The organism is Enterobacteriaceae bacterium Kacie_13 (genome assembly GCA_013457415.1).
In the GTDB taxonomy this organism is placed as follows: domain Bacteria; phylum Pseudomonadota; class Gammaproteobacteria; order Enterobacterales; family Enterobacteriaceae; genus Rahnella.
Genome location: CP045665.1, coordinates 4,063,277 through 4,085,746, shown reverse-complemented (window position 1 = coordinate 4,085,746; position 22,470 = coordinate 4,063,277). Strand labels below are relative to the sequence as shown.

At 55.6% G+C, this 22,470-nt stretch carries 21 protein-coding genes; 5 read left to right on the top strand and 16 right to left on the bottom strand.

Translation table 11 applies throughout. From position 1 onward, the window contains the following. Positions 1-42 precede the first annotated feature (42 nt). Entirely contained in the window at positions 43-495 is a 453-nt protein-coding gene (locus tag GE278_18660) for a hypothetical protein (protein QLK62653.1), read from the top strand. Positions 496-581: 86 nt separating this feature from the next. Beyond that, positions 582-1,223 (top strand): hypothetical protein, encoded by a 642-nt coding sequence (locus GE278_18655; protein ID QLK62652.1) that lies wholly within the window; start codon positions 582-584, stop codon positions 1,221-1,223. A gap of 120 nt (positions 1,224-1,343) precedes the next feature. Here GE278_18655 and phnN read toward each other — a convergent pair whose 3' ends face one another. The 14 genes from phnN to treR form a co-directional block, all read right to left on the bottom strand. Continuing rightward, positions 1,344-1,916: a ribose 1,5-bisphosphokinase gene (phnN, locus tag GE278_18650; protein QLK62651.1), complete on the bottom strand. Its 573-nt coding sequence runs from the start codon at positions 1,914-1,916 to the stop codon at positions 1,344-1,346. A gap of 11 nt (positions 1,917-1,927) precedes the next feature. After that, positions 1,928-3,064 carry an alpha-D-ribose 1-methylphosphonate 5-triphosphate diphosphatase gene (gene phnM, locus GE278_18645; GenBank protein QLK62650.1) on the bottom strand — a complete coding sequence of 379 codons (1,137 nt, stop codon included), beginning with the start codon at positions 3,062-3,064 and terminating at the stop codon, positions 1,928-1,930. Next, positions 3,061-3,768 carry a phosphonate C-P lyase system protein PhnL gene (gene phnL, locus GE278_18640; protein QLK62649.1) on the bottom strand — a complete coding sequence of 236 codons (708 nt, stop codon included), beginning with the start codon at positions 3,766-3,768 and terminating at the stop codon, positions 3,061-3,063. The genes phnM and phnL overlap by 4 nt, the downstream gene beginning before the upstream one ends. A gap of 27 nt (positions 3,769-3,795) precedes the next feature. Beyond that, complete coding sequence (gene phnK, locus GE278_18635; GenBank protein ID QLK62648.1) at positions 3,796-4,587, bottom strand: phosphonate C-P lyase system protein PhnK; 792 nt, start codon at positions 4,585-4,587, stop codon at positions 3,796-3,798. Beyond that, positions 4,584-5,462: a carbon-phosphorus lyase complex subunit PhnJ gene (locus GE278_18630; protein QLK62647.1), complete on the bottom strand. Its 879-nt coding sequence runs from the start codon at positions 5,460-5,462 to the stop codon at positions 4,584-4,586. The genes phnK and GE278_18630 overlap by 4 nt, the downstream gene beginning before the upstream one ends. Further along, a complete protein-coding gene (locus GE278_18625) occupies positions 5,452-6,534 on the bottom strand; it encodes a carbon-phosphorus lyase complex subunit PhnI (GenBank protein ID QLK62646.1) in 1,083 nt (360 codons plus the stop codon). The genes GE278_18630 and GE278_18625 overlap by 11 nt, the downstream gene beginning before the upstream one ends. Then, positions 6,534-7,115, bottom strand: a complete 582-nt coding sequence (gene phnH / locus GE278_18620; GenBank protein ID QLK62645.1) for a phosphonate C-P lyase system protein PhnH — start codon at positions 7,113-7,115, stop codon at positions 6,534-6,536. Before phnH ends, GE278_18625 begins: the two co-directional genes overlap by 1 nt. Before the next feature lie 3 nt (positions 7,116-7,118). Then, positions 7,119-7,562 (bottom strand): phosphonate C-P lyase system protein PhnG, encoded by a 444-nt coding sequence (gene phnG / locus GE278_18615; GenBank protein QLK62644.1) that lies wholly within the window; start codon positions 7,560-7,562, stop codon positions 7,119-7,121. Next, positions 7,563-8,288, bottom strand: a complete 726-nt coding sequence (phnF, locus tag GE278_18610; GenBank protein ID QLK62643.1) for a phosphonate metabolism transcriptional regulator PhnF — start codon at positions 8,286-8,288, stop codon at positions 7,563-7,565. Positions 8,289-8,512: 224 nt separating this feature from the next. Then, on the bottom strand, positions 8,513-8,977 hold the full coding sequence (gene nrdG, locus GE278_18605) for an anaerobic ribonucleoside-triphosphate reductase-activating protein (GenBank protein ID QLK63346.1): 465 nt from the start codon (positions 8,975-8,977) through the stop codon (positions 8,513-8,515). A 4-nt stretch (positions 8,978-8,981) separates the two neighbouring features. After that, entirely contained in the window at positions 8,982-11,120 is a 2,139-nt protein-coding gene (gene nrdD / locus GE278_18600) for an anaerobic ribonucleoside-triphosphate reductase (protein QLK63345.1), read from the bottom strand. Positions 11,121-11,453: 333 nt separating this feature from the next. Then, the gene (gene treC, locus GE278_18595) at positions 11,454-13,097 is read right to left on the bottom strand and encodes an alpha,alpha-phosphotrehalase (protein QLK62642.1); all 1,644 of its coding nucleotides are present in this window, start codon (positions 13,095-13,097) and stop codon (positions 11,454-11,456) included. Between the two features lie 22 nt (positions 13,098-13,119). Continuing rightward, entirely contained in the window at positions 13,120-14,538 is a 1,419-nt protein-coding gene (gene treB, locus GE278_18590) for a PTS trehalose transporter subunit IIBC (GenBank protein QLK62641.1), read from the bottom strand. Positions 14,539-14,690: 152 nt separating this feature from the next. Next, positions 14,691-15,641: an HTH-type transcriptional regulator TreR gene (gene treR, locus GE278_18585; GenBank protein ID QLK62640.1), complete on the bottom strand. Its 951-nt coding sequence runs from the start codon at positions 15,639-15,641 to the stop codon at positions 14,691-14,693. Between the two features lie 364 nt (positions 15,642-16,005). On the opposite strand from treR, the gene mgtA reads away from it, so the two are divergent. The 3 genes from mgtA (at position 16,006) to hcp (ending at position 20,301) form a co-directional block, all read left to right on the top strand. Next, positions 16,006-18,705, top strand: coding sequence for a magnesium-translocating P-type ATPase (gene mgtA, locus GE278_18580; GenBank protein QLK62639.1), 2,700 nt, complete (start codon positions 16,006-16,008; stop codon positions 18,703-18,705). 211 nt (positions 18,706-18,916) lie between these two features. Beyond that, entirely contained in the window at positions 18,917-19,630 is a 714-nt protein-coding gene (locus GE278_18575; GenBank protein QLK62638.1) for a hypothetical protein, read from the top strand. A gap of 191 nt (positions 19,631-19,821) precedes the next feature. Further along, positions 19,822-20,301, top strand: a complete 480-nt coding sequence (gene hcp / locus GE278_18570; protein QLK63344.1) for a type VI secretion system tube protein Hcp — start codon at positions 19,822-19,824, stop codon at positions 20,299-20,301. A 135-nt stretch (positions 20,302-20,436) separates the two neighbouring features. Here the strand turns inward: hcp and GE278_18565 are convergent, their stop codons facing one another. Both GE278_18565 and GE278_18560 read right to left on the bottom strand, forming a co-directional pair. Beyond that, positions 20,437-21,408, bottom strand: coding sequence for a TerC/Alx family metal homeostasis membrane protein (locus GE278_18565; protein ID QLK63343.1), 972 nt, complete (start codon positions 21,406-21,408; stop codon positions 20,437-20,439). Between the two features lie 293 nt (positions 21,409-21,701). After that, positions 21,702-22,448, bottom strand: coding sequence for a glutamine amidotransferase (locus tag GE278_18560; GenBank protein ID QLK62637.1), 747 nt, complete (start codon positions 22,446-22,448; stop codon positions 21,702-21,704). Positions 22,449-22,470 lie beyond the last annotated feature (22 nt).

Genomic DNA, 22,470 nt, shown 5'->3' with positions numbered 1-22,470 from the left:
GGCGCGTTACACTGTGGGCAAAGAATGGAAAGGGCACCGCTGATGAATAATCCTGACGATCTGAGACACATCCTGAAGTTTCTCAATAAAAATCACGTACTGGCGTTGTGCGCCGTTGCCGACGGCGAGATGTGGAGCGCCAACTGCTTTTACGTGACCGATTCAGAAAGCCTGTCGCTGTATTTCATGACCGAAATGAAAACCCTGCACGGCACACTGATGGCAAAATCCCCGCAGGTGGTCGGCACCATCGCCCCGCATCCCAAAACCATCGCGCTAATCAAAGGCATTCAGTATCGCGGAGATGCCACGGTGCTGACCGGCGAAGAAGAGCACCGCGCGCGCCAGCTTTACTGCACGCATTTTCCCGTCGCCATCGCGATGAAAGCGCCGGTCTGGCGGCTAAAACTCAACTACATCAAGATGACGGATAACGCACTCGGCTTTGGGAAAAAGCTGATGTGGGATCGGGTGGTGTCTGACAAACATCCGTAACAAGATATGTCTTATAGCGCCGCTATAACAATCAGGTAACACTCAATTATCTCTCTGTGAAACGCCGTTTTTTAAAAGGAAGTGATATGGCAAAAGTTCTTCTTCTTGGTGGAAGTGGTCTGGTGGGGCGCGAACTGTTGCGCCTGCTACAACTGGATCCGCGTGTCAGCCGCATTGTCGCGCCAAGCCGCCGTCCGTTGCCACCGGGCAGCAAAGTGGTCAATCCGCTGGGAGCGAACTTGACCTCTTTGGTTGTCGCGCTGGATGAACCGATCGATTTGCTGTTTTGCTGTCTCGGCACCACGCGAAAGCAGGCGGGAAGCGCGGCGGCGTTTCGGGCTGTGGATTATGATCTGGTCGTCGACAGTGCCAAAGCGGCCCGGGAACTCGGTGCCCGCCATTGCCTGGCGGTCAGTGCTCACGGAGCTGATGCAACTTCGCGTTTTCTCTACAACCGCACCAAGGGAGAAATGGAACAGGCGCTGATGCAGCAGGGCTGGCCGCTGCTGACGCTGGTCAGGCCGTCATTGCTGGTGGGAAAACGCCATCCGCCGCGTCTGCTCGAGCAACTTAGCGCGCCGCTGTTCAAACTGTTGCCCGGTAAACTGAAAGCGATTGATGCCGATGTCGTGGCGAAAGCGTTGCAGGAGCAGGCGTTTAATGCCGGACTGGGCGGGATTACTGTGCTGGAGTCCGATCAGATAGCCGCCAGTATTGAAGATCTTTAATTGCGAGTAAAGACGTTGCCCAGACAGCACTTTCCTGTGCACCGGGGCAATGTCGTAGATCCGCAGCGGGGATCTCTGTGATAGGGTAGGAGCAAAAAAGCAAAATTTGCCCCCTCCCAATCAGCTCTCCTGCATTTCCCCGTGCGTTCTCTTCTGTCTGCTCAGTAATTCCCGTAAAGCCCTTAGCGTTTCCTGTAATTCTCCGTCGTTGTTCAGCCGCTGACACCCTGAGGGCAATGCATTGTCATACTCTCTCGCACGACGCAGACGACAGGCAATCTGCGTGGCATCTTCGCGTCCGCGCCGGGTCAGTCGTTCCGCCAGCACCGTCTCGGACACCTGCAAACAGACCGGCAGCAAAAGCGTGCCATAACGCTGACGGGCGCTTTCCAGATGCGCCCGCGAACCGTTCACCACCACCTGACAACCGAGCTGCATCCAGCTGTCGATTTCAATCCCGACGCCGTACCAACACTCATGCGCCTGCCATTGCAGCGCGAACAAACCTTGCTGCTGACGTTGGATAAATTCGGCTTCACTCAGCGCGATATGATTCTCGCAACCAGCGTCCGCCGGGCGGGTGATGTAACGATGCGCTACGGCTACGCCCGCCGGTAACTCCCGACGCAGCGCCTCCAGCAGGCTGTCTTTCCCGGAACCCGATGCGCCCATCAGATAAAGTAAACGACTCATCCCGCCTCCGTTTAAAACACCTGAATGCCCTGCCGCCAGACGTTTTGCACATAGTGATGTTCGCCATGCGCCCGCGCCAGCACCAGATCCGCGCGTTTGCCTTCGGCAATTTCACCGCGATCTTGTAACCCCAGTGCGTTAGCCGGATTGCGTGTCACCAGCTTCACCGCCTGCGGCAGGGTGAATGCGTTGCTTTCATCACCGGCGATGCGGAATACCGCGTCGAGGAGGCTGGCGGGGTAATAGTCGGAAGACAATATATCCAGCAGCCCGAGTGACGCCAGCTGATGCGCCGCGACGTTGCCGGAATGCGAACCGCCGCGCACGATATTCGGTGCACCCATCAGCACCTGCAAACCGTTGGCGTGCGAGGCACGCGCTGCTTCTTCGGTGGTCGGGAACTCGGCAATCACACTCCCGAGCGCCAGCGATTCCTCAACGTGCGCGGTGGTCGCATCATCATGGCTGGCCAGTGAAATATTACGCGCGCGGCAATGGGCGGCGATCGCTTCGCGGTTAGGCTGCGCCCAGCGGCGCGACAGCGCGATCTGCTCCTCCTGGAATTCATCCATTTGTGCGTCATTCATGTGGTATTTGCCCTGATAATACTCACGGTATTTCTGCGGCGTAGAGAACTGGCGCTGGCCCGGCGAATGGTCCATCAGGGATACCAGCGACAGTACCGGCGTATCCATTAACTCCTCGAATAGCGGCAGCGTGGTGTTGTGTGGCAGTTCGCAGCGCAGATGCAAACGGTGCTCAGCGCGGTTCAGCCCGGCGTTCTGGCTGTTGACGATGGCGTTGATCATCTTTTGCAGATTATCCAGACGGTGCCCGCCGTCACGTACATCCCCGACTGCCACGGCGTCGAGTACCGTAGTGATGCCGCTGGCAATCATCAGCGCATCGTGACTGCTCATGGCCGAATGCGCTGGCCAGTCCACTTTCGGGCGCGGCGTGAAAAATTTATCGAGATTGTCGGTGTGCAGCTCGATCAGGCCCGGCATCAGCCAGCCGCCCTGTGCGTCCAGCGCCTGTGGCAGCTGACTGCGGGTGTCGGCGAAGGCGCTGATCACGCCATTTTGCATCTCCAGCGATCCTGCGACGATTTGATCGTCGAGCACCAGTTTGACGTTATTGATGATCATACGGACATCTCCGGGGCGGTTTCGGGGTTCATTTCGTACAGGCGATCGGCGACGCGCTCGCGTACATCTGCATCATGGAAAATGCCGACCACCGCCGCACCGCGTTGTTTCGCCTGTTCGATAAGCGTGACGACAGCGGCGCGGTTGATCGCATCAAGCGAGGCAGTCGGTTCATCGAGCAACAGCACCGGATAATCGACCACAAACCCGCGGGCGATATTTACGCGTTGCTGCTCGCCGCCGGAAAACGTCGAGGGCGCAAGATGCCACAGGCGCTCCGGCACGTTGAGATGTGTCAGCAAAGCGCTGGCACGGGCTTCGCTTTGGGCTTTCTCGACGCCGAGCTCCAGCAGCGGTTGCATCACCAGATTCAGCGCGCTGATGCGCGGGATCACCCGCAGAAACTGACTCACCCAGCCAACGGTATGGCGACGTACCGCCAGGATTTCCCGCGCTTCGGCGCTCACCATGTCGATTTGCTGACCCTGATGTTCGACCCAAATCTGGCCGCTGTCCGGCAGGTAATTGCCGTATAACGAGCGCAATAATGTGGATTTCCCGCTGCCGGAATGGCCGTGCAGAACTACGCACTCCCCGGCATTCACCGACAGGCTGGCATTATTGAAAACCGGTAATCTGGCGCTGTTCTGGTTATGCAGCACAAACGTTTTACTGAGATTTTCGACCCTGAGCTTCGTCGTCATTTTGGTCACTCTTTCTCTGAAAGGAGGTTAGGAAAGCACGGAAGAAACGAGCAGCTGTGTATACGGATGATGCGGATCGTCGAGCACGCGGTCGGTTAATCCACTTTCCACCACCTGACCCTGTTTCATGACCAGCAAACGGTGCGCCAGCAGGCGCGCGACGCCTAAATCGTGGGTAACAATCACCACCGCCAGCTGCATTTCCACCACCAGCGTGCGCAGCAAGTCCAGCAACCGTGCCTGAACGGACACATCCAGCCCGCCGGTCGGCTCATCCATAAATACCAGACGCGGATGCGTGACCAGATTGCGGGCGATTTGCAGACGCTGCTGCATGCCGCCGGAAAATGTGGTCGGCAGGTCATCGATGCGTGACACCGGGATCTCGACGTCCTCCAGCCACTGGCTGGCTTTCTGGCGGATATCGCCGTAATGCCGCTCACCGACGGCCATCAGGCGTTCGCCGATATTGCCGCCCGCCGATACCTGACGGCGCAGGCCGTCCATCGGATGCTGATGCACCACGCCCCAGTCGGTACGCAGCAAACGGCGGCGGTCGCTTTCCGCCATGTCATACAGCGACTGCGCCGGTGTCTGGCCGTTGTTGTAAATGACATTTCCCTGCTGCGGCGTAAGCCTCGCGGAAATCGACTGCAACAGCGTGGTTTTGCCGGAGCCGGATTCGCCGACAATGCCCAGCACTTCGCCCGGATACAAATTGAATGACACATCGCAAAAGCCTTTTCCCGGCGCATACAGATGAGTCAGATTATTCACCGACAGCAGCGGCTCAGCGGTGAGATGTAATGGCGTAGTCATCGGCGGTTAACCTCGTTGGAAGCCTGTTGCTCAACTTGCTGAGCGCAGAAATCAGTGTCTGAGCAGACGAACATGCGGTTGCCCTGATCGTCGAGTACCACTTCGTCGAGATAGCTGTGGCGCGAACCGCAGATGGCGCAAGGTTCGTCCCATTGCTGGACGGCGAACGGATGATCGTCGAAATCCAGACTTTCGACTTTAGTGAACGGTGGCAGGGCGTAGATACGCTTTTCACGTCCGGCACCGAAAAGTTGTAAGGCAGGCATCATGTGCATTTTCGGGTTATCAAATTTGGGGATCGGCGAGGGATCCATCACATAGCGATCGTTGACCTTCACCGGATAGGCATAGGTGGTGGCGATATGCCCGAAGCGCGCAATGTCTTCATATAACTTCACCTGCATCACGCCGTACTCCTCGAGCGCGTGCATTTTGCGGGTCTCGGTTTCGCGCGGTTCGATAAAGCGCAGCGGCTCGGGGATCGGTACCTGAAAAATCAGGATCTGATCTTCCTGTAACGGCGTCTCCGGAATGCGGTGACGGGTCTGGATCAGGCTGGCGTCGGCGGTTTTTTCAGTCGTTTTCACGCCCGCTACGCTCTGGAAGAATTTGCGGATCGACACGGCATTGGTGGTGTCGTCGGCGCCCTGGTCGATCACTTTCAGCACATCGTTTTCACCGATCACGCTGGCGGTCAGCTGGATCCCGCCGGTGCCCCAGCCGTAAGGCATTGGCATTTCGCGTCCGGCGAACGGCACCTGATAACCGGGGATCGCCACGGCTTTGAGGATGCCACGGCGGATCATGCGTTTGGTCTGTTCATCGAGATAACCGTGGTTATAGCCGGTGAGCGCTGGCGCTGAATTATTGTTCATTGGCGGAGTCCTTTTTTCTCGAGGCGCGCAGGCGTTTCAGTAGTTCCAACTCCGCCTGAAAATCGACGTAGTGCGGCAGCTTGAGGTGCGAAACGAAACCGGCAGCCTCTACGTTATCGGCGTGTGAGAGCACAAATTCTTCGTCCTGCGCGGGGCTTGTGATCAGCTCGTTGTGCTCGCGGGTTTGCAAAGCGCGGTCGATCAGTGACATCGACATCGCCTTGCGTTCGGCGCGGCCAAACACCAGGCCGTAGCCGCGCGTGAAGTGTGGCGGCTTATCTTCCGGTGCGACAAAACCGTTCACCATCTCGCATTCGGTCAACAGGATCTCGCCGATATCAATCGCAAAGCCCAGTTCCTCCGGCACGATTTCCACTGTCAGCCAACCGGTACGGATTTCCCCGGCGAACGGATGCGTGCGGCCATAGCCGCGCTGGGTGGAATAACTCAGCGCCAGCAAGAATCCTTCGTCTCCGCGCACCAGTTGTTGCAGACGCGCCGCGCGGGTGGCCGGAAACACCGGCGGTGTCCGGGTAATGTCTTCCGGTTCGGATCCATCGTCCTGTTCAGCAATTGCCAGCTGTTGCTGCGTCAGCAAATCAAACACATGGCCGCAGTTTTCCGGCTGCGGTTCGTCGGCAACCGGGGTAAACGGCGCTTCGCCTTCGGCCAGCAACGCAAAATCCAGCAGCCGATGGGTGTAATCGTAGGTTGGCCCGAGCAACTGGCCGCCCGGCAAATCTTTGTAGACTGCTGAAATACGGCGCTCAAGGCGCATCGCAGCGGTGTCGAGCGGCTCGCTGGTCGCCAGACGCGGCAGGGTGGTGCGATAAGCGCGCAGTAGGAAAATTGCTTCGACCAGATCGCCGCCGGACTGTTTGATCGCCAGCGCCGCCAGCTCGCGGTCGTAAATCCCGCCTTCGCTCATCACGCGATCGACTGCCAGACCCAGCTGTTGTTCTACCTGGTCACAGCCCAGTTCATTCACTTGCGGATTGCCCCGGCGTTCGCACGCCAGCAGCTGATGGGCGGCGGCTATCGCCTTTTCGCCCCCTTTCACAGCGACGTACATCAGCACACCTCCACGCGCGTGGTGCGCGGTATGGCAATCAGTTCTTCGCCGCAGGTGAACATAAAGTCCAGTCCCAGCGGGAAACGGTGAGGGCGGCGGGTCAGATAATCGCGCACGGCGTCCGGTAACTGTGGCGAAATCGTCCGGCTGCTTTCGATGCCGGGGCCGGAAAGACGCAAGGAGGTGCCGCCGGTCAGGCCAGCAAGCTGAACGATCACGCTGGTCGCCAGCTCCGGTGACATTTCATCCCCGCAGGGGAAAGCCAGCAGGGTGGCGCTGTCGAGCGCCGGATCGGCGAGAGCGAAACTGACGGCGGCAGGATTGTCGGTCAGCACCGCGCCGGTGTGAAAACGCAGATTTTTGCGCAGAATCTCATCGTTGAGCGAGGCGCTGAGCCACAGCGGCGTATCCTGATCGATAAGCGTCAGCAATATGCAGGCGCTGGCGGAACCGAGCGCGCCAAATCCCTGCATGGCGGGCAACTGAATGCAGACGCCCGGTTCGCTCAACGCTTTGAGTATCCGGCGGAAACTGTATTGCGCATCGGCAACCGGGTTTTGAAAACTGGCAACAAGTGACATGAATTATTCTCCGCGAACCAGGGTAAAGAAATCGACGCGACTGGTCGCCACTTCACGGGCGCGCAGCTCGCGGCGCTCCTGCTGTATGGCCGCCAGCGGGGCGATAATCCGTTTGTGCAGCAGCTCGTCCATGCCTTGTATTTGCAGCAGGGCGTCGATCACCGCGCACAGTTCGGCGTGAGGCTTATTGCGACCGGTGACGTAGCTGTAACCATAAACGCCGCCTTCCATCTGGATCACCGCGCGGGTGACGGTCATATCACCCATCACGAAGCGTTTTCCGGTGCCACCCATGCGGCCCTGAAGCTGCGTCAGGCCGGTTTCAGCAGCGCGTATGCGTTCAAACTGCGGGGATAAATTCAACGGCTGCCAGTGCGCGAGCAGTTCGTCGGGGCGGCTGTGAGCCAGCACCGACATCCAGCGCTGGCGGGTTTGCAGGTGATCCATTCAGTGCTCCATGGTCAGTTCGATCATGTCGGCGCGGGTCAGGCTGACAGAGTATTCCGCCACCGTGTCGCTGCCTTCACGAATGTTCAGAGTACGTACACACAGCAGCGGTGCCTGCGGAACGATTTCGAGTAATTTGCTCTCTTTGGCCAGTGCGCGGCGCGCATTGATGCGGGTCGTGCGGCGGCTGAGTTTCTGCTTAATCTCTTCGCGGATAAAATCGTGCAGCGAGCCGCTGTGGAAGTTTTGTAATGCAGGCCACCAGTCGAGATCCGGCAGATAGTGGTCAATCACGCAGACCGGCACGCCGTTGACGCGGCGCAGCGTACGCAGGTGAATAACCGTTTCGCCCTCCTGTCGCGACAGCGCTGTCGCCACGTGATCGGTACAAGGGCGCAGCACTGCCAGCAGCCGTTCGCTGGTCGGGTGGCTGCCCTGATCCAGCAGGTTCTGGCTGAACCTTGCCTGCGAATGCAGTGGATAATCGTAAGGGCGCATCAGCACCAGCGTGCCAATTCCCTGACGGCGTTGCAGCCAGCCGCGATCGACCAGCTCATCCACCGCGCGACGCAGCGTATGGCGGTTTACCTGAAAACGTTCGGCAAGCTGCTGCTCCGGCGGCAAATAGTCGCCGCAGCGGTAACCGTTGCGCAGTTCCTGTTCCAGCTCGGCAGCGATTTGCTGATACACGGTGGTGTGACTGGTCGGATGTCTAGATAAGTTCATCACAATGAATACCTCGCATGGGATAAACGGGCAGTGGCAGTGAATTTTGAAGACGGGGAGCGGGTCATGATGCGAACCTCAGTAGGGCGTTGGCATCATGTTGGCGCAGCTTAATGACAGTTGGGTGAAGATCAGATTGCAGAGAAGTGAAGATGAGGAATATTGCTGAATGGAATTTGAAAGTATCGAGGGGAAGCGCTTCCCCTCTGAATAGCTCAAATTTTTTATCTCAGGTAATGAATCACCTGATTGCCGCTGCCGCGCCAGATGAGCGACGGGTCTTTCAACTCCTGCACGAATTTTCCGTCGACCAGTACGTTGATGAGCGTGACCACTTCCTGTTGCTTAGCGGTCAGCTCGTCAAGGGTGTAACCGGTCCACATCCACACGTCTTTGCCCGGACACTCAGCCTGTACCCGTGACAGCAACTGGCGGATTGCCGGCAGGTTTTGCGGATGCAGCGGATCGCCGCCGGAGAGCGTCAAACCCTGACGCGGGATCACCGTGTTTTGCAGATCGGCGATGATCCGGTCTTCATCTTCCTGCGTAAAAGGCTTGCCTGAGTCCAGCCGCCAGGTGCTTTTGTTGTAGCACCCACGGCATTCGTGGACGCAGCCGGAAACAAACAGCACGCAGCGTGTTCCCGGCCCGTTAACGACATCGATCGGGTAATATTGATGGAAGTTCAACGTCTCAGCCCAGTTGACCATTGCCTAAATGTTTCACGCGGCGCTTCACTTCTTCCTGCTTACCGGCGTTGAACGGACGTGCGTCCGGGCTGCCGAGATACCCGCAGACACGGCGGGTGACCGACACGCGTGAAGGCTCGTGGTTGCCGCATTTTGGGCAGGTGAAGCCTTTGCTGGTGCACTCGAATTCGCCGGTGTAGCCACAGTCGTAGCATTCGTCGATTGGCGTGTTGGTGCCATAATACGGCACGCGGGTGTAGCTATAATCCCACACGTCTTCAAGCGCTTTCAGATTGTGTTGCAAGTTCGGGTACTCGCCGTAGCAGATGAAACCGCCGTTACTCAGTGGCGGATACGGGGCTTCAAAGTCGAGTTTTTCGTACGGATTCACTTTCTTCTCGACGTCCAGATGGAAGCTGTTGGTGTAGTAACCTTTGTCAGTCACGCCTGCCACCAGCCCGAATTCGGCTTTATCGAGACGGCAGAAGCGGTCGCACAGGTTTTCGCTTGGCGTACTGTACAGGCTGAAGCCGTAGCCGGTTTCGTCTTTCCAGCTTTCGGTGGCGTCTTTCAGGCGGCCGACAATCGCTTCGGCTTTTTCGCGCAGCTGGCTGGCGTCGAAGACATGAGTCTGATTGCCATACAGCGCATTGATAGTTTCATGCACGCCAATGTAGCCGAGGGAAATCGACGCCCGGCCATTTTTGAAGATGCCGGAAATATCGTCGTCAGCTTTAAGACGCACGCCGCACGCGCCTTCCATATACAGAATCGGTGCAACACGGGCTTTGATACCTTCCAGGCGCGCAATGCGGGTCATCAGGGCTTTTTTCGCCAGCAGCAAACGCTCGTCGAGCAGTTTCCAGAACGCGGCTTCATCCTGTTTGGCTTCCAGCGCGATGCGCGGCAGATTCAGGCTGATCACCCCTATATTGTTGCGGCCTTCGTGGATCATCTCGCCGTTTTCTTCATACACGCCGAGGAAGCTGCGGCAGCCCATGGGTGTTTTGAAGGAGCCGGTGACTTTCACCACCTGATCGTAATTCAAAATATCCGGGTACATGCGTTTACTGGCGCATTCCAGTGCCAGTTGTTTGATGTCGTAGTTGGCATCACCCGCTTTATGATTCAGCCCGTCACGTATCGCAAACACCAGTTTCGGGAACACGGCGGTTTTACGGTTTTTACCGAGCCCTGCAATGCGATTGCGCAGGATAGATTGCTGGATCAGGCGCGATTCCCACGAGGTGCCGAGACCGAAACCGAAGGTGACGAACGGTGTCTGGCCGTTGGCGGTGTGCAGCGTATTGACTTCATATTCCAGCGACTGGAACGCGTCATAACACTCTTTCTCGGTGCGGCTGTGGGCGAAGGCCTCGACGTCGGCGACCTGCCATTCCTCGGCGATAGCCCGGTGTTTTTCGTAGCTGGAAGTGACAAATGGCGCGAGCACTTCATCGATGCGGTTAATGGTGGTGCCGCCATAAATATGGCTGGCGACCTGTGCGATGATTTGCGCGGTCACCGCGGTGGCGGTGGAAATTGACTTCGGCGTGTCAATTTCGGCATTCCCCATTTTGAAACCGTGATTCAGCATGCCTTTAAGGTCGATCAGCATACAGTTGAACATCGGGAAGAACGGTGAATAATCGAGGTCATGATAGTGAATTTCACCGCGCTCATGCGCCAGCACCACTTCACGCGGCAAAATATGTTGTTTGGCATAATGCTTGGCAACGATACCGGCCAGCAGATCCCGCTGCGTCGGGATCACTTTACTGTCTTTATTGGCGTTCTCGTTGAGCAGCGCCATATTGCTTTGCTCTACCAGACCACGAATTTCCTGATTCAGACGTCCGCGCATTTCGCGTTTAACGTCGCGATCGTGGCGGTATTCAATATAGGCACGCGCCAGTTTTTTATGCGGGCCAGCCATCAGCTGATTCTCAACCGCATCCTGAATATCATGGATATCGACGCGGGCCTGGTCTTGCAGACTATCAGCCACAACGCGGGCGACCTGCTCACAGTAACCGATGCTGTCAATGCCAGCGGCGGCGGCGGCGCGTTGCACGGCTTGTTTGATCAGAACTTCATCGAAAGGGACCTGACAACCATCCCGCTTGATCACGATGGGCTGCATTTTAGTGGAATTAGCGGGAACGGATCCGAGTCTGTCTGCCTTCACAATGACACTCCTTTTGGGCTCATTCCCGCGCCCCACAAGGCCTGCGGGCCTGTTGTGCGGATTTTGCGTGAAATCGCTATATATTGGGTTTGGTGTGTACTATACACACTACATATAGGAATGGCGCGAGCGTTAATTCTCGTTTTATTGACCGGGGACAAAGAATTTTTTCGTCGGAAGAAACCATGACCAAATGTAAATTCTGGCCCGAATTTTGCCTATTGTTTTTAAAGGAGATGCATTAAAAACAACCGGGCAGGGCGCCCGGTTGAGAGGAAAATTTTCAGACTATTCAGCCAGTAACCAGGCACATTCGTAAGGACGAAGGTGACCGGAAAGCGGCGCATCGGCATAATTACTCAGCAGCGTTTTAGCGTTAAATTCCGGCAGGCTGAGCGCCTGTTCCTGCGCGCTCAGGTTGGCTACAACGCGCAGTGTATGGCCGTTCGCGGAGCGGGAATAGCACCACAACTGCGGATGTTCCGGCGCCATATCCTGATAATCGCCGTGAGTCAGTACGGGCAATGTTTTACGCAGGCGGATCACATGCTGGTAGGTGTAAAATACGGAGTCTTTATCCGCCAGCGCCTGTTCGGTATTAATATCCTGCGCATTGTGGCTGACTGAAATCCATGGCGTACCGTCGCTGAAACCGGCCTGCGGTCCTGCGTTCCACTGCATCGGCGTGCGGCTGTTATCGCGGGATTTGCGCGCCAGAATGCGCAGCAGTTCTTCGTTGCTGCGCCCGTCGGATTTAAGTTCGGCAAACATATTCAGGCTTTCCACATCGCGGTATTGCTCGAGATGTTTAAACCCCGGATTGGTCATGCCGATTTCTTCGCCCTGATAAATGTACGGTGTGCCCTGCAATCCGTGCAGCACCATCGCCAGCATTTTTGCGGAGGTGGTGCGCAGTGCGCCTTCATCGCCAAAGCGCGACACAATGCGCGGCTGATCGTGATTACACCAGAACAGCGCGTTCCAGGCGTGACCGTGCATACCCTGCTGCCACTCGCGGAAAATCTGCTTGAGCTGCACGAAATCCGGCGGCGCGTCGGTCCATTTCTCGCCGTCAGGGTAATCAACTTTCAGGTGATGGAAGTTAAACGTCATCGACAGTTCGCTGCCGTCACTGGCGGCGTACTGGCGGCAATGTTCCAGTTTTGTCGATGACATTTCACCGACTGTCATCAGTCCGAGGGGTTTAAACACATCGCGGCTGAATTCCTGCAAAAACTCATGAATGCGCGGGCCGTCGGTGTAAAAACGGCGGCCATCACCGGTATCGTCGGCCGGGAAATCCTGCTGTTTTGACACCAGATTAATCACGTCCAGCCGCAGCCCGTCGACGCCTTTATTCGCCCAGAACTGGCAGACTTTTTTCAGCGCCTCGCGCACCGGCGGGTATTCCCAGTTGAGATCGGCCTGTTCGGTGGCGAACAGATGCAGATAATATTGCCCGCTCTCTTCGTGCCACTGCCAGGCGCCGCCGCCAAATTTAGAACGCCAGTTATTTGGCGGGCCGCCTTCGGCTGCGCCGTCGCGCCAGATATAAAACGGGCGGAACGCGCTGCCGGGATCCTGCGACTGGCGGAACCACTCGTGGTGCGTCGACGTATGGTTAAACACCATATCCATCACGATGCGGATCCCGCGCTGATGCGCCTCGTGGGTCAGCCGCTCGAAGTCTTCCAGCGTGCCGTAAGCCGGGTCGATCGCACAGTAATCTGCCACGTCGTAGCCGTTATCAATCTGCGGCGACAGGTACATTGGCGTCAGCCACAGGGCATCGACGCCCAGCGTTTTCAGGTAATCCAGACGCTGCGTGATACCGTTGATATCGCCGGTGCCGCTGCCCGTAGTGTCCTGAAAACTCTTTGGATAAATCTGGTAAATCACGCCGTTTTTCCACCACGGCAATTCGCTGTTCATTCCTTTTTCCTTCTTAAATGTCTTACACCACTGCCAGTTCGCCACGGCGGGCTTTGCGCTGATAGACCAGCACGGTCAGGATAATTGGCACCACAATCGCCACCAGCATCGCCAGCGCGTAGATGCTCCAGAACTGCGGTTTGATGGACAAAATGCCCGGCAATCCGCCGACGCCGATGCCGTTAGCCGTCACGTGGAACAGGCCGCAAATCAGACCGGCAAACGCCGAGCCAATCATCGCGCACAGCATCGGGAAGCGATATTTCAGGTTGATCCCGTACATCGCCGGTTCGGTCACGCCAAGGAAGGCGGAAATCGCCGCAGGCACCGAAATCTCACGTTCGTTATGTTTGCGGCTGACGATGATCACGCCGACGACCGCGGCTGCCTGCGCAATGTTTGACAGGGCGATCAGTGGCCAGACCGGGGTTCCGCCGGTGCTTTGCACCATCTGCATGTCGATGGCGAGCGTCGTCTGATGGACACCGGTAATGACCAGCGGTGCGTAGAGGAAACCAAACAGCGCGGCACCGATTGGCGCGAGGCTGCCGGTCATCACGAATTTCACCGCGAAGGCTACGCCGTCGCCGATCATGCGGCCAAACGGCCCGATCAGCGTGTGCGCCAGGAACACGGCAATAATCAGTGACGTGACCGGCACAATCACCAGATACAGGTAATTAGGGATGATGCGTTTCAGACCATTTTCGATCATCGCCAGTGCCATACCGGCGAGAACGGAAGGAATAACCTGCGCCTGATAACCGACTTTTTCGATGGTAAACCAGCCGAAATTCCACACTTGCGGAATTTGCTGCCCGAGGTTGTAGGAGTTCATCAATTGCGGCGACACCAGCGTGATACCAAGCACGATACCGAGGATTTCGGTACCGCCCATTTTTTTGACCGTTGACCAGCAGACTGCCACCGGCAGGAACATAAACACCGCTTCACCGAGCAGCCACAGGAAGTCGTAAATCGACTGCCACAGCGGATGCATTTGTGCCAGCGTCTGGCCGCCACTCATCGGGATTTCACCGATAACGTTGCGGAAACCAAGAATTAAACCACCGCTGATCAACGCCGGTAACAGCGGGAAGAAGATTTCCGCGAAGTGAGAAATGCTGCGCTCAAACCAGCTCATATTCTGACGGGCGGCGATTTTGGCCTGCTCTTTTCCGGCAGCGCTTTTCCCGGTGCTGGCAATCAGAACTTTGTAGTAATCATCCACTTCCGGCCCGATAACCACCTGAAACTGACCGGCGTTGGTGAAACAGCCTTTGACCATCGGCAGGGCTTCGAGCCCTTTCGGGTCGGCTTTCGACGGATCATTGAGGACAAAACGAAGACGCGTAATGCAGTGAGTCACCATCGCGATATTGTCGCTGCCGCCGACGAGGGCGATCAGCTGATCAACATCCTGTTGCTTAACTTTGCTCATAGGAAATGGCCTGTGATTTTTGCGTAAGTGTGTAGGGTACGGTTCAAGCATAGCGAAGGCGGTGGGAACTTGTCCGGGAACGTTCCCGGTTTTGCCGGGACGATCACAAAGTTTCTGCTTTTAAGAAACGCAGGGGCAGAAAGCAGGGGTGATCAGGCGGAGAGTTTTCCGGGAATAATCAATTGCTGCACGGTAGCGGAGCCGCCAAGTTGCGCCAGTAACTGCTTCGCTGCGGCTTCGCCGCCTTCGCCGTAGCCGAGTTCAACTGACAGAGACTCCGGGAAGAGAAAGCGTAACAGCGGGTTGTTACCGATACCGCAGACCTGCACACCGGTAATTTGCTGTTGTTGCAGATATTTTTGCGCACCAATGGCGATAGTATCGGAGGCGCAAATCACCGCCTGCACGTCACTTTTTAGCAATTGCGGAATCAGTTCGAAACCGCTCTGATAGGTGAGTTCGCCCAGCGCAATGTACGGCGTCAGGCTATGTTCCTGGCAAACTGCGCGGTAAGCCTCGCTGCGGCGCTGGCCGGTGGTGGTGTCCTGCGGCGAGACGCCGATAAAACCGATTTCGCGCAGATTCTGTGCCATCAGCTTTTGCATCAGTAACTGCACTGCGCCTGCATCGTCGTAACACACAGAAGACAGCCCGGGAATATCGCGCGCCAGCATCACCAGTTTGTCCTGCCACGGCGTCAGCATCTGCGCGGTTAAGCCGGTGAAACCAAACAGCACCACGCCGTCGATGTTGCGCTGTTTCAGCACCTGCAAATGTTCTTTGACACGTTCCGCGCTGAACTGACTTTCCAGCACAATCGGGTCATAACCCTGCTGATAAAACAGCGGCAGCATGGCGCGTACCGCCTGATTTTCGGAAGGAGAATCAAGACGCGAGACGATGATCGCCACGATTTTATCGCTGAATCCGCGCATCGCCCGCGCCGATTTCGACGGGCTGAAGTGCTCCTGCTCAATAACCTGCAACACCCGCTCCCGCGTCTGCGGACTGACGTTGCCTTCGTTATTTAACACGCGGGATACGGTGGATTTCCCCACGCCGCTCAGGCGCGCAATGTCATTTATGGTCAGGCGATTTTGCATGGTTTGTATAATTATTTTGTATGGTTAAGTTGATCAGGTTTAAAAATCGTTGCAGTTTACAGGCGTATACTCCGCTCAAATATCGAAGTTGCGCAATAGCGAACCGATACCCTAACGGATTTTCCTGCCCGATGCGTATGAATTTCCAAACCGTTCCTTACCGGAGGTGAAAACCCATGGAACCCGACCCCAATTCAGTAGGTCCGTTGTGATCCGGTAAGCACCCGCATTTTTGCTACTGCTTACCGTGACATTAAACGTTATCAGGTAAGCGGTGGCGCACTTCTTTGGTTCGCGCCGTTTTTGTAAACCCTTTTGCCATGTCTGCGGCAGCTTTGCCGTGGACGCAACAAAGGTGCGAATCATGTTCAAAAATTTCACTTCCCGGCTGCTCAGCGCGCTCAGCCGCAATTTACCGCGTCGCTTAGTCCGTCGCGATCCGATGCTCGAAAACGTGTCAGTGCGCGCCGCACAGGCCGTGCCTGCTGCAATGGCCGCGCATTGCCAGGCCTGCGCCCGCGCGAGCGAAGACCAGCTGTACCTGCAATTTGGCAGCCATCCCGAAGGGCTGACCGGGCCGGAGGCGGACGCCATCCGCGACGTGTCCGGCCTGAACCAGACCGGCGATCAGCAGCCAGCACCGTGGTGGCTACATCTGTGGCACTGCTACCGCAATCCGTTCAACCTGCTGCTGACCGTGCTCGGTTTGGTGTCTTACGCCACCGACGATCTCACGGCGGCGCTGGTGATTGGCGCGATGGTGTTTATTTCCACCTTCATGCACTTCATTCAGGAAGCGCGTTCCAACAAAGCTGCCGATGCGCTGAAAGCGATGGTCAGCAACACCGCCACCGTACTGCGCAGTGACGCGCAAACCGGGCGCAGCGAAACGATGGAAATCGCCATCAGTCAGCTGGTGCCGGGTGATCTCATCAAACTCTCTGCGGGGGATATGATCCCGGCGGATCTGCGCATTCTTTCCGCCAAGGATCTGTTTATCAGTCAGGCGGCGCTGACCGGCGAATCCCTGCCGGTGGAAAAACACGCCTGCGAGAAGAAACCCGTTGCTAACGATCCGCTTGAGCTGAACACGCTGTGCTTTATGGGCACCAACGTGGTCAGCGGTACGGCGATCGCGATGGTGATCGCTACCGGCAGCAAAACCTGGTTCGGCCAGCTCGCCGAGCGTGTCGTGCAGGAAGATACTCAGCCGAACGCGTTTCAGGCTGGGATCAGCAAAGTCAGCTGGCTGCTGATCCGCTTTATGATGGTGATGACGCCGGTGGTGCTGGTGATCAACGGCTACACCAAAGGTGACTGGTGGGAGGCGGCGCTGTTTGCGCTCTCCGTGGCAGTCGGACTGACGCCGGAAATGCTGCCGATGATTGTCACCTCCACGCTGGCCAAAGGCGCGGTGAAACTGTCGCGTCAGAAAGTGATCGTCAAACGTCTGGACGCCATCCAGAACTTTGGCGCGATGGACATTCTGTGCACCGATAAAACCGGCACGCTGACGCAGGACAAAATCGTACTGGAACGCCACACCGACGTGCTCGGCGTGACCAGTGACGACGTGCTGCATCTGGCGTGGCTCAACAGCCATTATCAGACCGGACTGAAAAACCTGTTGGATGTGGCGGTGCTGGATGCGGGCGATATCGCCACTGCGCACAACTCGCTGAAAGTCGATGAGATCCCATTCGATTTCGATCGTCGCCGCATGTCCGTAGTGGTCGCCGATAATGATCAGAACCATCGCCTGATCTGCAAAGGCGCGCTGGAAGAGATGTTGTCGATTTGTACGCTGGTGCAGCTCAACGGTGAGATTGTGCCGCTGACCGATGCGCTGCTGACGCGGATCCGCCGCATCACTGATGATCTTAATCAGCAGGGACTGCGCGTGGTGGCCGTCGCGCACAAAGTGATGCCGGCGCGCACAGTGGGGTACGGCGTGCCCGATGAATCCAGCCTGATTCTGGCCGGCTATATCGCGTTTCTCGATCCGCCAAAAGAGAGCACTGCTCCGGCGCTGGCAGCGTTGCAGCGCAAAGGCGTAACCGTCAAAATTCTGACCGGCGATAATCCGCTGGTGGCACGTAAAGTGTGCAAAGATGTCGGCCTCAAAGTCGATACGGTGCTGACAGGCAGTGATATCGATGAACTCGATGACGTGCAGTTGGTGCGCGTTGCCCGTGAAACCACGGTGTTCGCCAAACTGACCCCGATGCACAAAGAGCGCATCGTGCGCGTGCTGCGCGGCGAAGGTCATGTGGTCGGATTTATGGGGGATGGCATCAACGATGCACCGGCGCTGCGGGCAGCAGATATCGGGATTTCGGTGGATTCGGCGGTGGATATTGCCAAAGAAGCGGCGGACATTATCCTGCTGGAAAAAAGCCTGATGGTGCTGGAACAGGGCGTGACAGAAGGGCGCAGAACCTTCGCCAACATGCTGAAATACATAAAAATGACCGCCAGTTCCAACTTCGGTAACGTGTTCAGCGTGCTGGTCGCCAGCGCCTTTCTGCCGTTCCTGCCGATGTTGCCGCTGCATCTGCTGATTCAGAACCTGATTTACGATGTCTCTCAGGTAGCGATCCCGTTTGATAACGTCGATGAAGAACAGCTGGCAAAACCGCAGCGCTGGAATGCCGGCGATATCGGCCGCTTTATGGTGTTCTTCGGACCGATCAGCTCCGTCTTCGACATTCTGACCTTTAGCCTGATGTGGTGGGTGTTTAAGGCCAACACCGTCGAAGCACAGACGCTGTTCCAGTCCGGCTGGTTCATTGAAGGGCTGCTGTCGCAGACGCTGATTGTGCATATGATCCGCACGCGCAAAGTGCCATTTATTCAGAGCCGCGCCTCCTGGCCGCTGTGCATTATGACGCTGATGGTGGTGGTCACCGGTATCGCGCTGATCTACTCGCCGGTCGCTGGTTTCCTGCAATTGCAGGCGCTGCCGCTAAGCTATTTCCCGTGGCTGATCGCAATTCTGGCGGGCTACATGGTGCTGACCCAGTGCGTAAAAGGCTGGTTTGTGCGCCGGTACGGCTGGCAGTAAATACTAAGATGTAACAGAAAGACGGTGATTGTTAACTCAGTCACCGTCTTTTTTTATCCAGTAGGTAATGTACCAACATTAACACCAGCGCATTGACACGCTTAGAAATTGAAAGCGCAAAATTCAGGTTATTACGGAGTATTGCTCTTGAATCAGCCTGTCGTCTGTGGTGCTATTTAACCCATATCAAACGTATGGATACGGTGATTTTATGCAAGCGTCAGACTATTTAAGACTGAAGTTTCAAAGCGACAGACAGCTCGGAATATACATTCAAAGGGGAATGAATGATTACGTCACTGAAACAAAAAACGTCCTTTCTAATATCTCTTCAGGCATGGAAAGGGCAAGTTGGTACACGTCCTGTTTAATCCCCCGGTACGGGGATGTGTGTCAAGAGTTGGTTACTGAAGAAAAGAGAATGCGGCTTTCTATTATTTCAATTTTCAGATACCACGACGTGATACAGCACATGTTGTTCCTGTATTTTGAAATGGTGGTTAAAAACACCGAAAAAGAAAATGCAAGCGGCAAAATTCAGGGCTTAACAAAAGCGATAACGGGGCATCTTGCCAACGCGCAGACAGGCAAAACAGCAAGGTTCGGCATTGCCTACGCGTTATCAAAAAGCTTGTCCGGGTCGGGCATTGTATCGAACGTTGTCGCGGAAAGGGTAGCCAGTAAATCGCCGTATGTGATTTTTGCTTTACAAGCTTTTGGCATTGACCAAAAATCCGCGCTAGCCGCACGAAAATTAAAAACCCTCGATCCCCGCTATTACGGGATTCTATACGCAGCTGAATTAGAAATGCTTTATTACTTCGTTGAACCCGTCCTGGAAGAAGTTATCATTAAAGTTAAGGCTAAAATGCTGCGTGATTTAGATGAAATATATGAATTGCTAGGCGACAAATATAATGTTTAAAAGCCTGGTTTCACTATTTTTCTCAGATCTTTTATTTCCTGTCATCATAATTTTATCATGGCTATTTTTCATCTATATTTTCCCGTCTTATGGGGTGTTGATCGGCGCGATATCGGTGGTCTTTTGGATCATCGTTTTCGCAAAATTCACATCCAAATTTGATAAATATAAGTAAACAAAAGGAGTTAAAAATATCTAATCCGGCTTATCTATGGCTAGTCGATGAAAACGGTTCTCCTATGGTTGGCTCGTCTCTGGTAAACGGCCGTGCGGGGGCTATAGAAGTAAAATCCCTCACGCACAACGTAAACATACCCGTAGACGGGAATACCGGACGGCTGACAGGTACGCGAATCCATGCGCCGATAATGATACAAAAAGAGTTTGACCGTGTTACCCCGCTTTTATACAGGGCGTTAAGTAATAACTTAACCCTTCAGTCAGCAACATTAAAAATGTATCCGATTACTGAAGAAGGGATGGAAAAGGAATATTTTAATATTATTCTCAATAACGTTAAAATTTACTCAATCACGCCAGATTTATACCCCGGCGCTTCAACGGGAACGCATATGGAAACTATTTTACTTCGCTATGAAGCGATAACGTGGAAGTACTGCGACGGCAATATTATTTTTAAAGATGCATGGAATCATCGCGCCGTTGCTTAACGAGAAGCATGAAATTGCTAGCTGTTAGGCTGCCTGATAAGGTCGTGTGCGAACAGCTGGAAAGCTGGCAGCGCACTTCACAGCAGGTTTAAGCGCGACCGGTGAAGCGGCCGCGCTTTTTGTTCATTCTACCCGTTACGAATGACCGGCTTTCTGACGATCGTTGCGACGGTTTACCCAGGTATTAATGAGCAGGGTGACGATCAGAATCGAAGCGATCACGCCCAGCGATACGCCCACCGGAATGTGGAACACGTCGAGCAGCAGCATTTTGATACCGATAAAAATCAGGATCACCGCCAGACCGTATTTCAGCATTGAGAAGCGCTCTGCCACGCCCGCTAAAAGGAAGTACATCGCGCGCAGGCCGAGGATCGCGAACAGGTTCGACGTCAGCACGATAAACGGATCGGTGGTTACGGCGAAGATCGCCGGAATGCTGTCGACTGCGAAAATTACGTCACTTAGCTCGACCATAATCAGCACCAGCAGCAGCGGCGTCGCGAACAGAATGCCGTTGCACCGCACGAAGAATTTCTCGCCATGCAGTTCATCGGTCATCCGCATTTTACTGCGCAGCCAGCGGATGATCGGTTTTTCACCCACCTCGCCGTCGTCTTCTTTGGTTAGCGCCATTTTAATGCCGGTAAACAGCAGGAACGCGCCGAACACGTACAGGATCCAGCTGAACTGCCCCACCAGCCAGCTGCCGGCGAATATCATACCGGTACGCAGGACAATGGCGCCGAGCACGCCGTAAATCAGCACGCGGCGTTGCAGGTTTGCCGGGATGGAGAAATAACTGAACAAGATTAACCAGACGAAGACGTTATCCACCGCCAGCGCTTTTTCCAGCAGGTAACCGGTCAGGAACATGGTCGCCTGCGCGTCCGCCACTTCGCGACCCACCTCGCCGTTGAGATACCACCAGAAGCCGAAGTTAAACAGCAGCGACAGGCCAATCCACACCAGCGACCAGATGGCTGCACTTTTCATGGTCATGACCTGTGCACCTTTGCGCCCCTGCAACAACAGGTCGAAGGCGAGCATGATCACCACCACCACCGCAAACGCACCCCACAACATCGGGTTGCCCACTGAATTCATCATTACGTTATCCTCCGAAAAAACATCAAAAAAAACGGCCAGCGTCGGAAGACGTTAGCCGCTCTCTCTGAGCTATAAGCAAACCTCGCCTTCCGGCAAGGTCTCACTTACAACTCTGAAGCATTCATTAGATGAATCAGTGTTGCCCCGGTAACCGGGTGACTGAGACGGCGTTTTAACGCGGGTCCAGACACCGTAATGACGATTATCCGTCGAAGAAGTTACTCCCCTTTGCAGTTTGAAAATTAATTCAAAGTGTTACTGCTGTCAATATTTTGACATATCTTTGCACATTAACCCGCCAGAGCCTGACGTTTACCCAGCGCACCGACGAAGGCCAGCAGCAATCCCTGACTGAGCGGCGTTTCGCTAAGTCGCTCAGCCTGACGGGCAAAGTCAGTGCTGTCGTCCTCAGCAATTGAACCGAGCCACGACAGATAGGTTTTCATCACCGCCAGACTGAATTCAGGATGGAACTGCGTGCTGATGGCGTTCGGTCCGTAGCGTAGTATCTGATGCGGATCGTGCAGCGTTTTCGCCAACACTGTCGCCGTCGCCGGAGGTGTCACCACGGTTTGCAGATGAATAAGATTCGCGGCGAACTGCGCCGGGAGTTGCGATACCAGAGGATCGAGATGCCCGGCGGGCGTCAGCGTAACGTCGTGAGTGCCGACTTCAATGCCCTGCGGGTGGTAATCCACCTCGCCGCCCAGCGCGTAAGCCATCAACTGATGCCCGTAACACGCGCCAAACATTGGCAGTTCCTGCAACATGCCCAGACGTACCCAGTCTGCGGCTTCCTCGCTCCACGCCAGATGCTCGGTCACCATGCTGCGCGAACCGGTAATAATCGCACCACAATACTGGTCCGGCGGCAGCGGGCGTTCACCGGCCTGTAAATCGACAATCACCACCTGCTGCGGATCGATATCGCCCTGGCGGATAAACATCTGCGGGAAATTATCGTGCGCACGGCGGATAGGCTCCGGTGCGTGACCGGTCTGCAAAATCAACAATGGCTTTGGACTGAGTGCAGTCATCTGTGACTCCCGAACTGGCGAA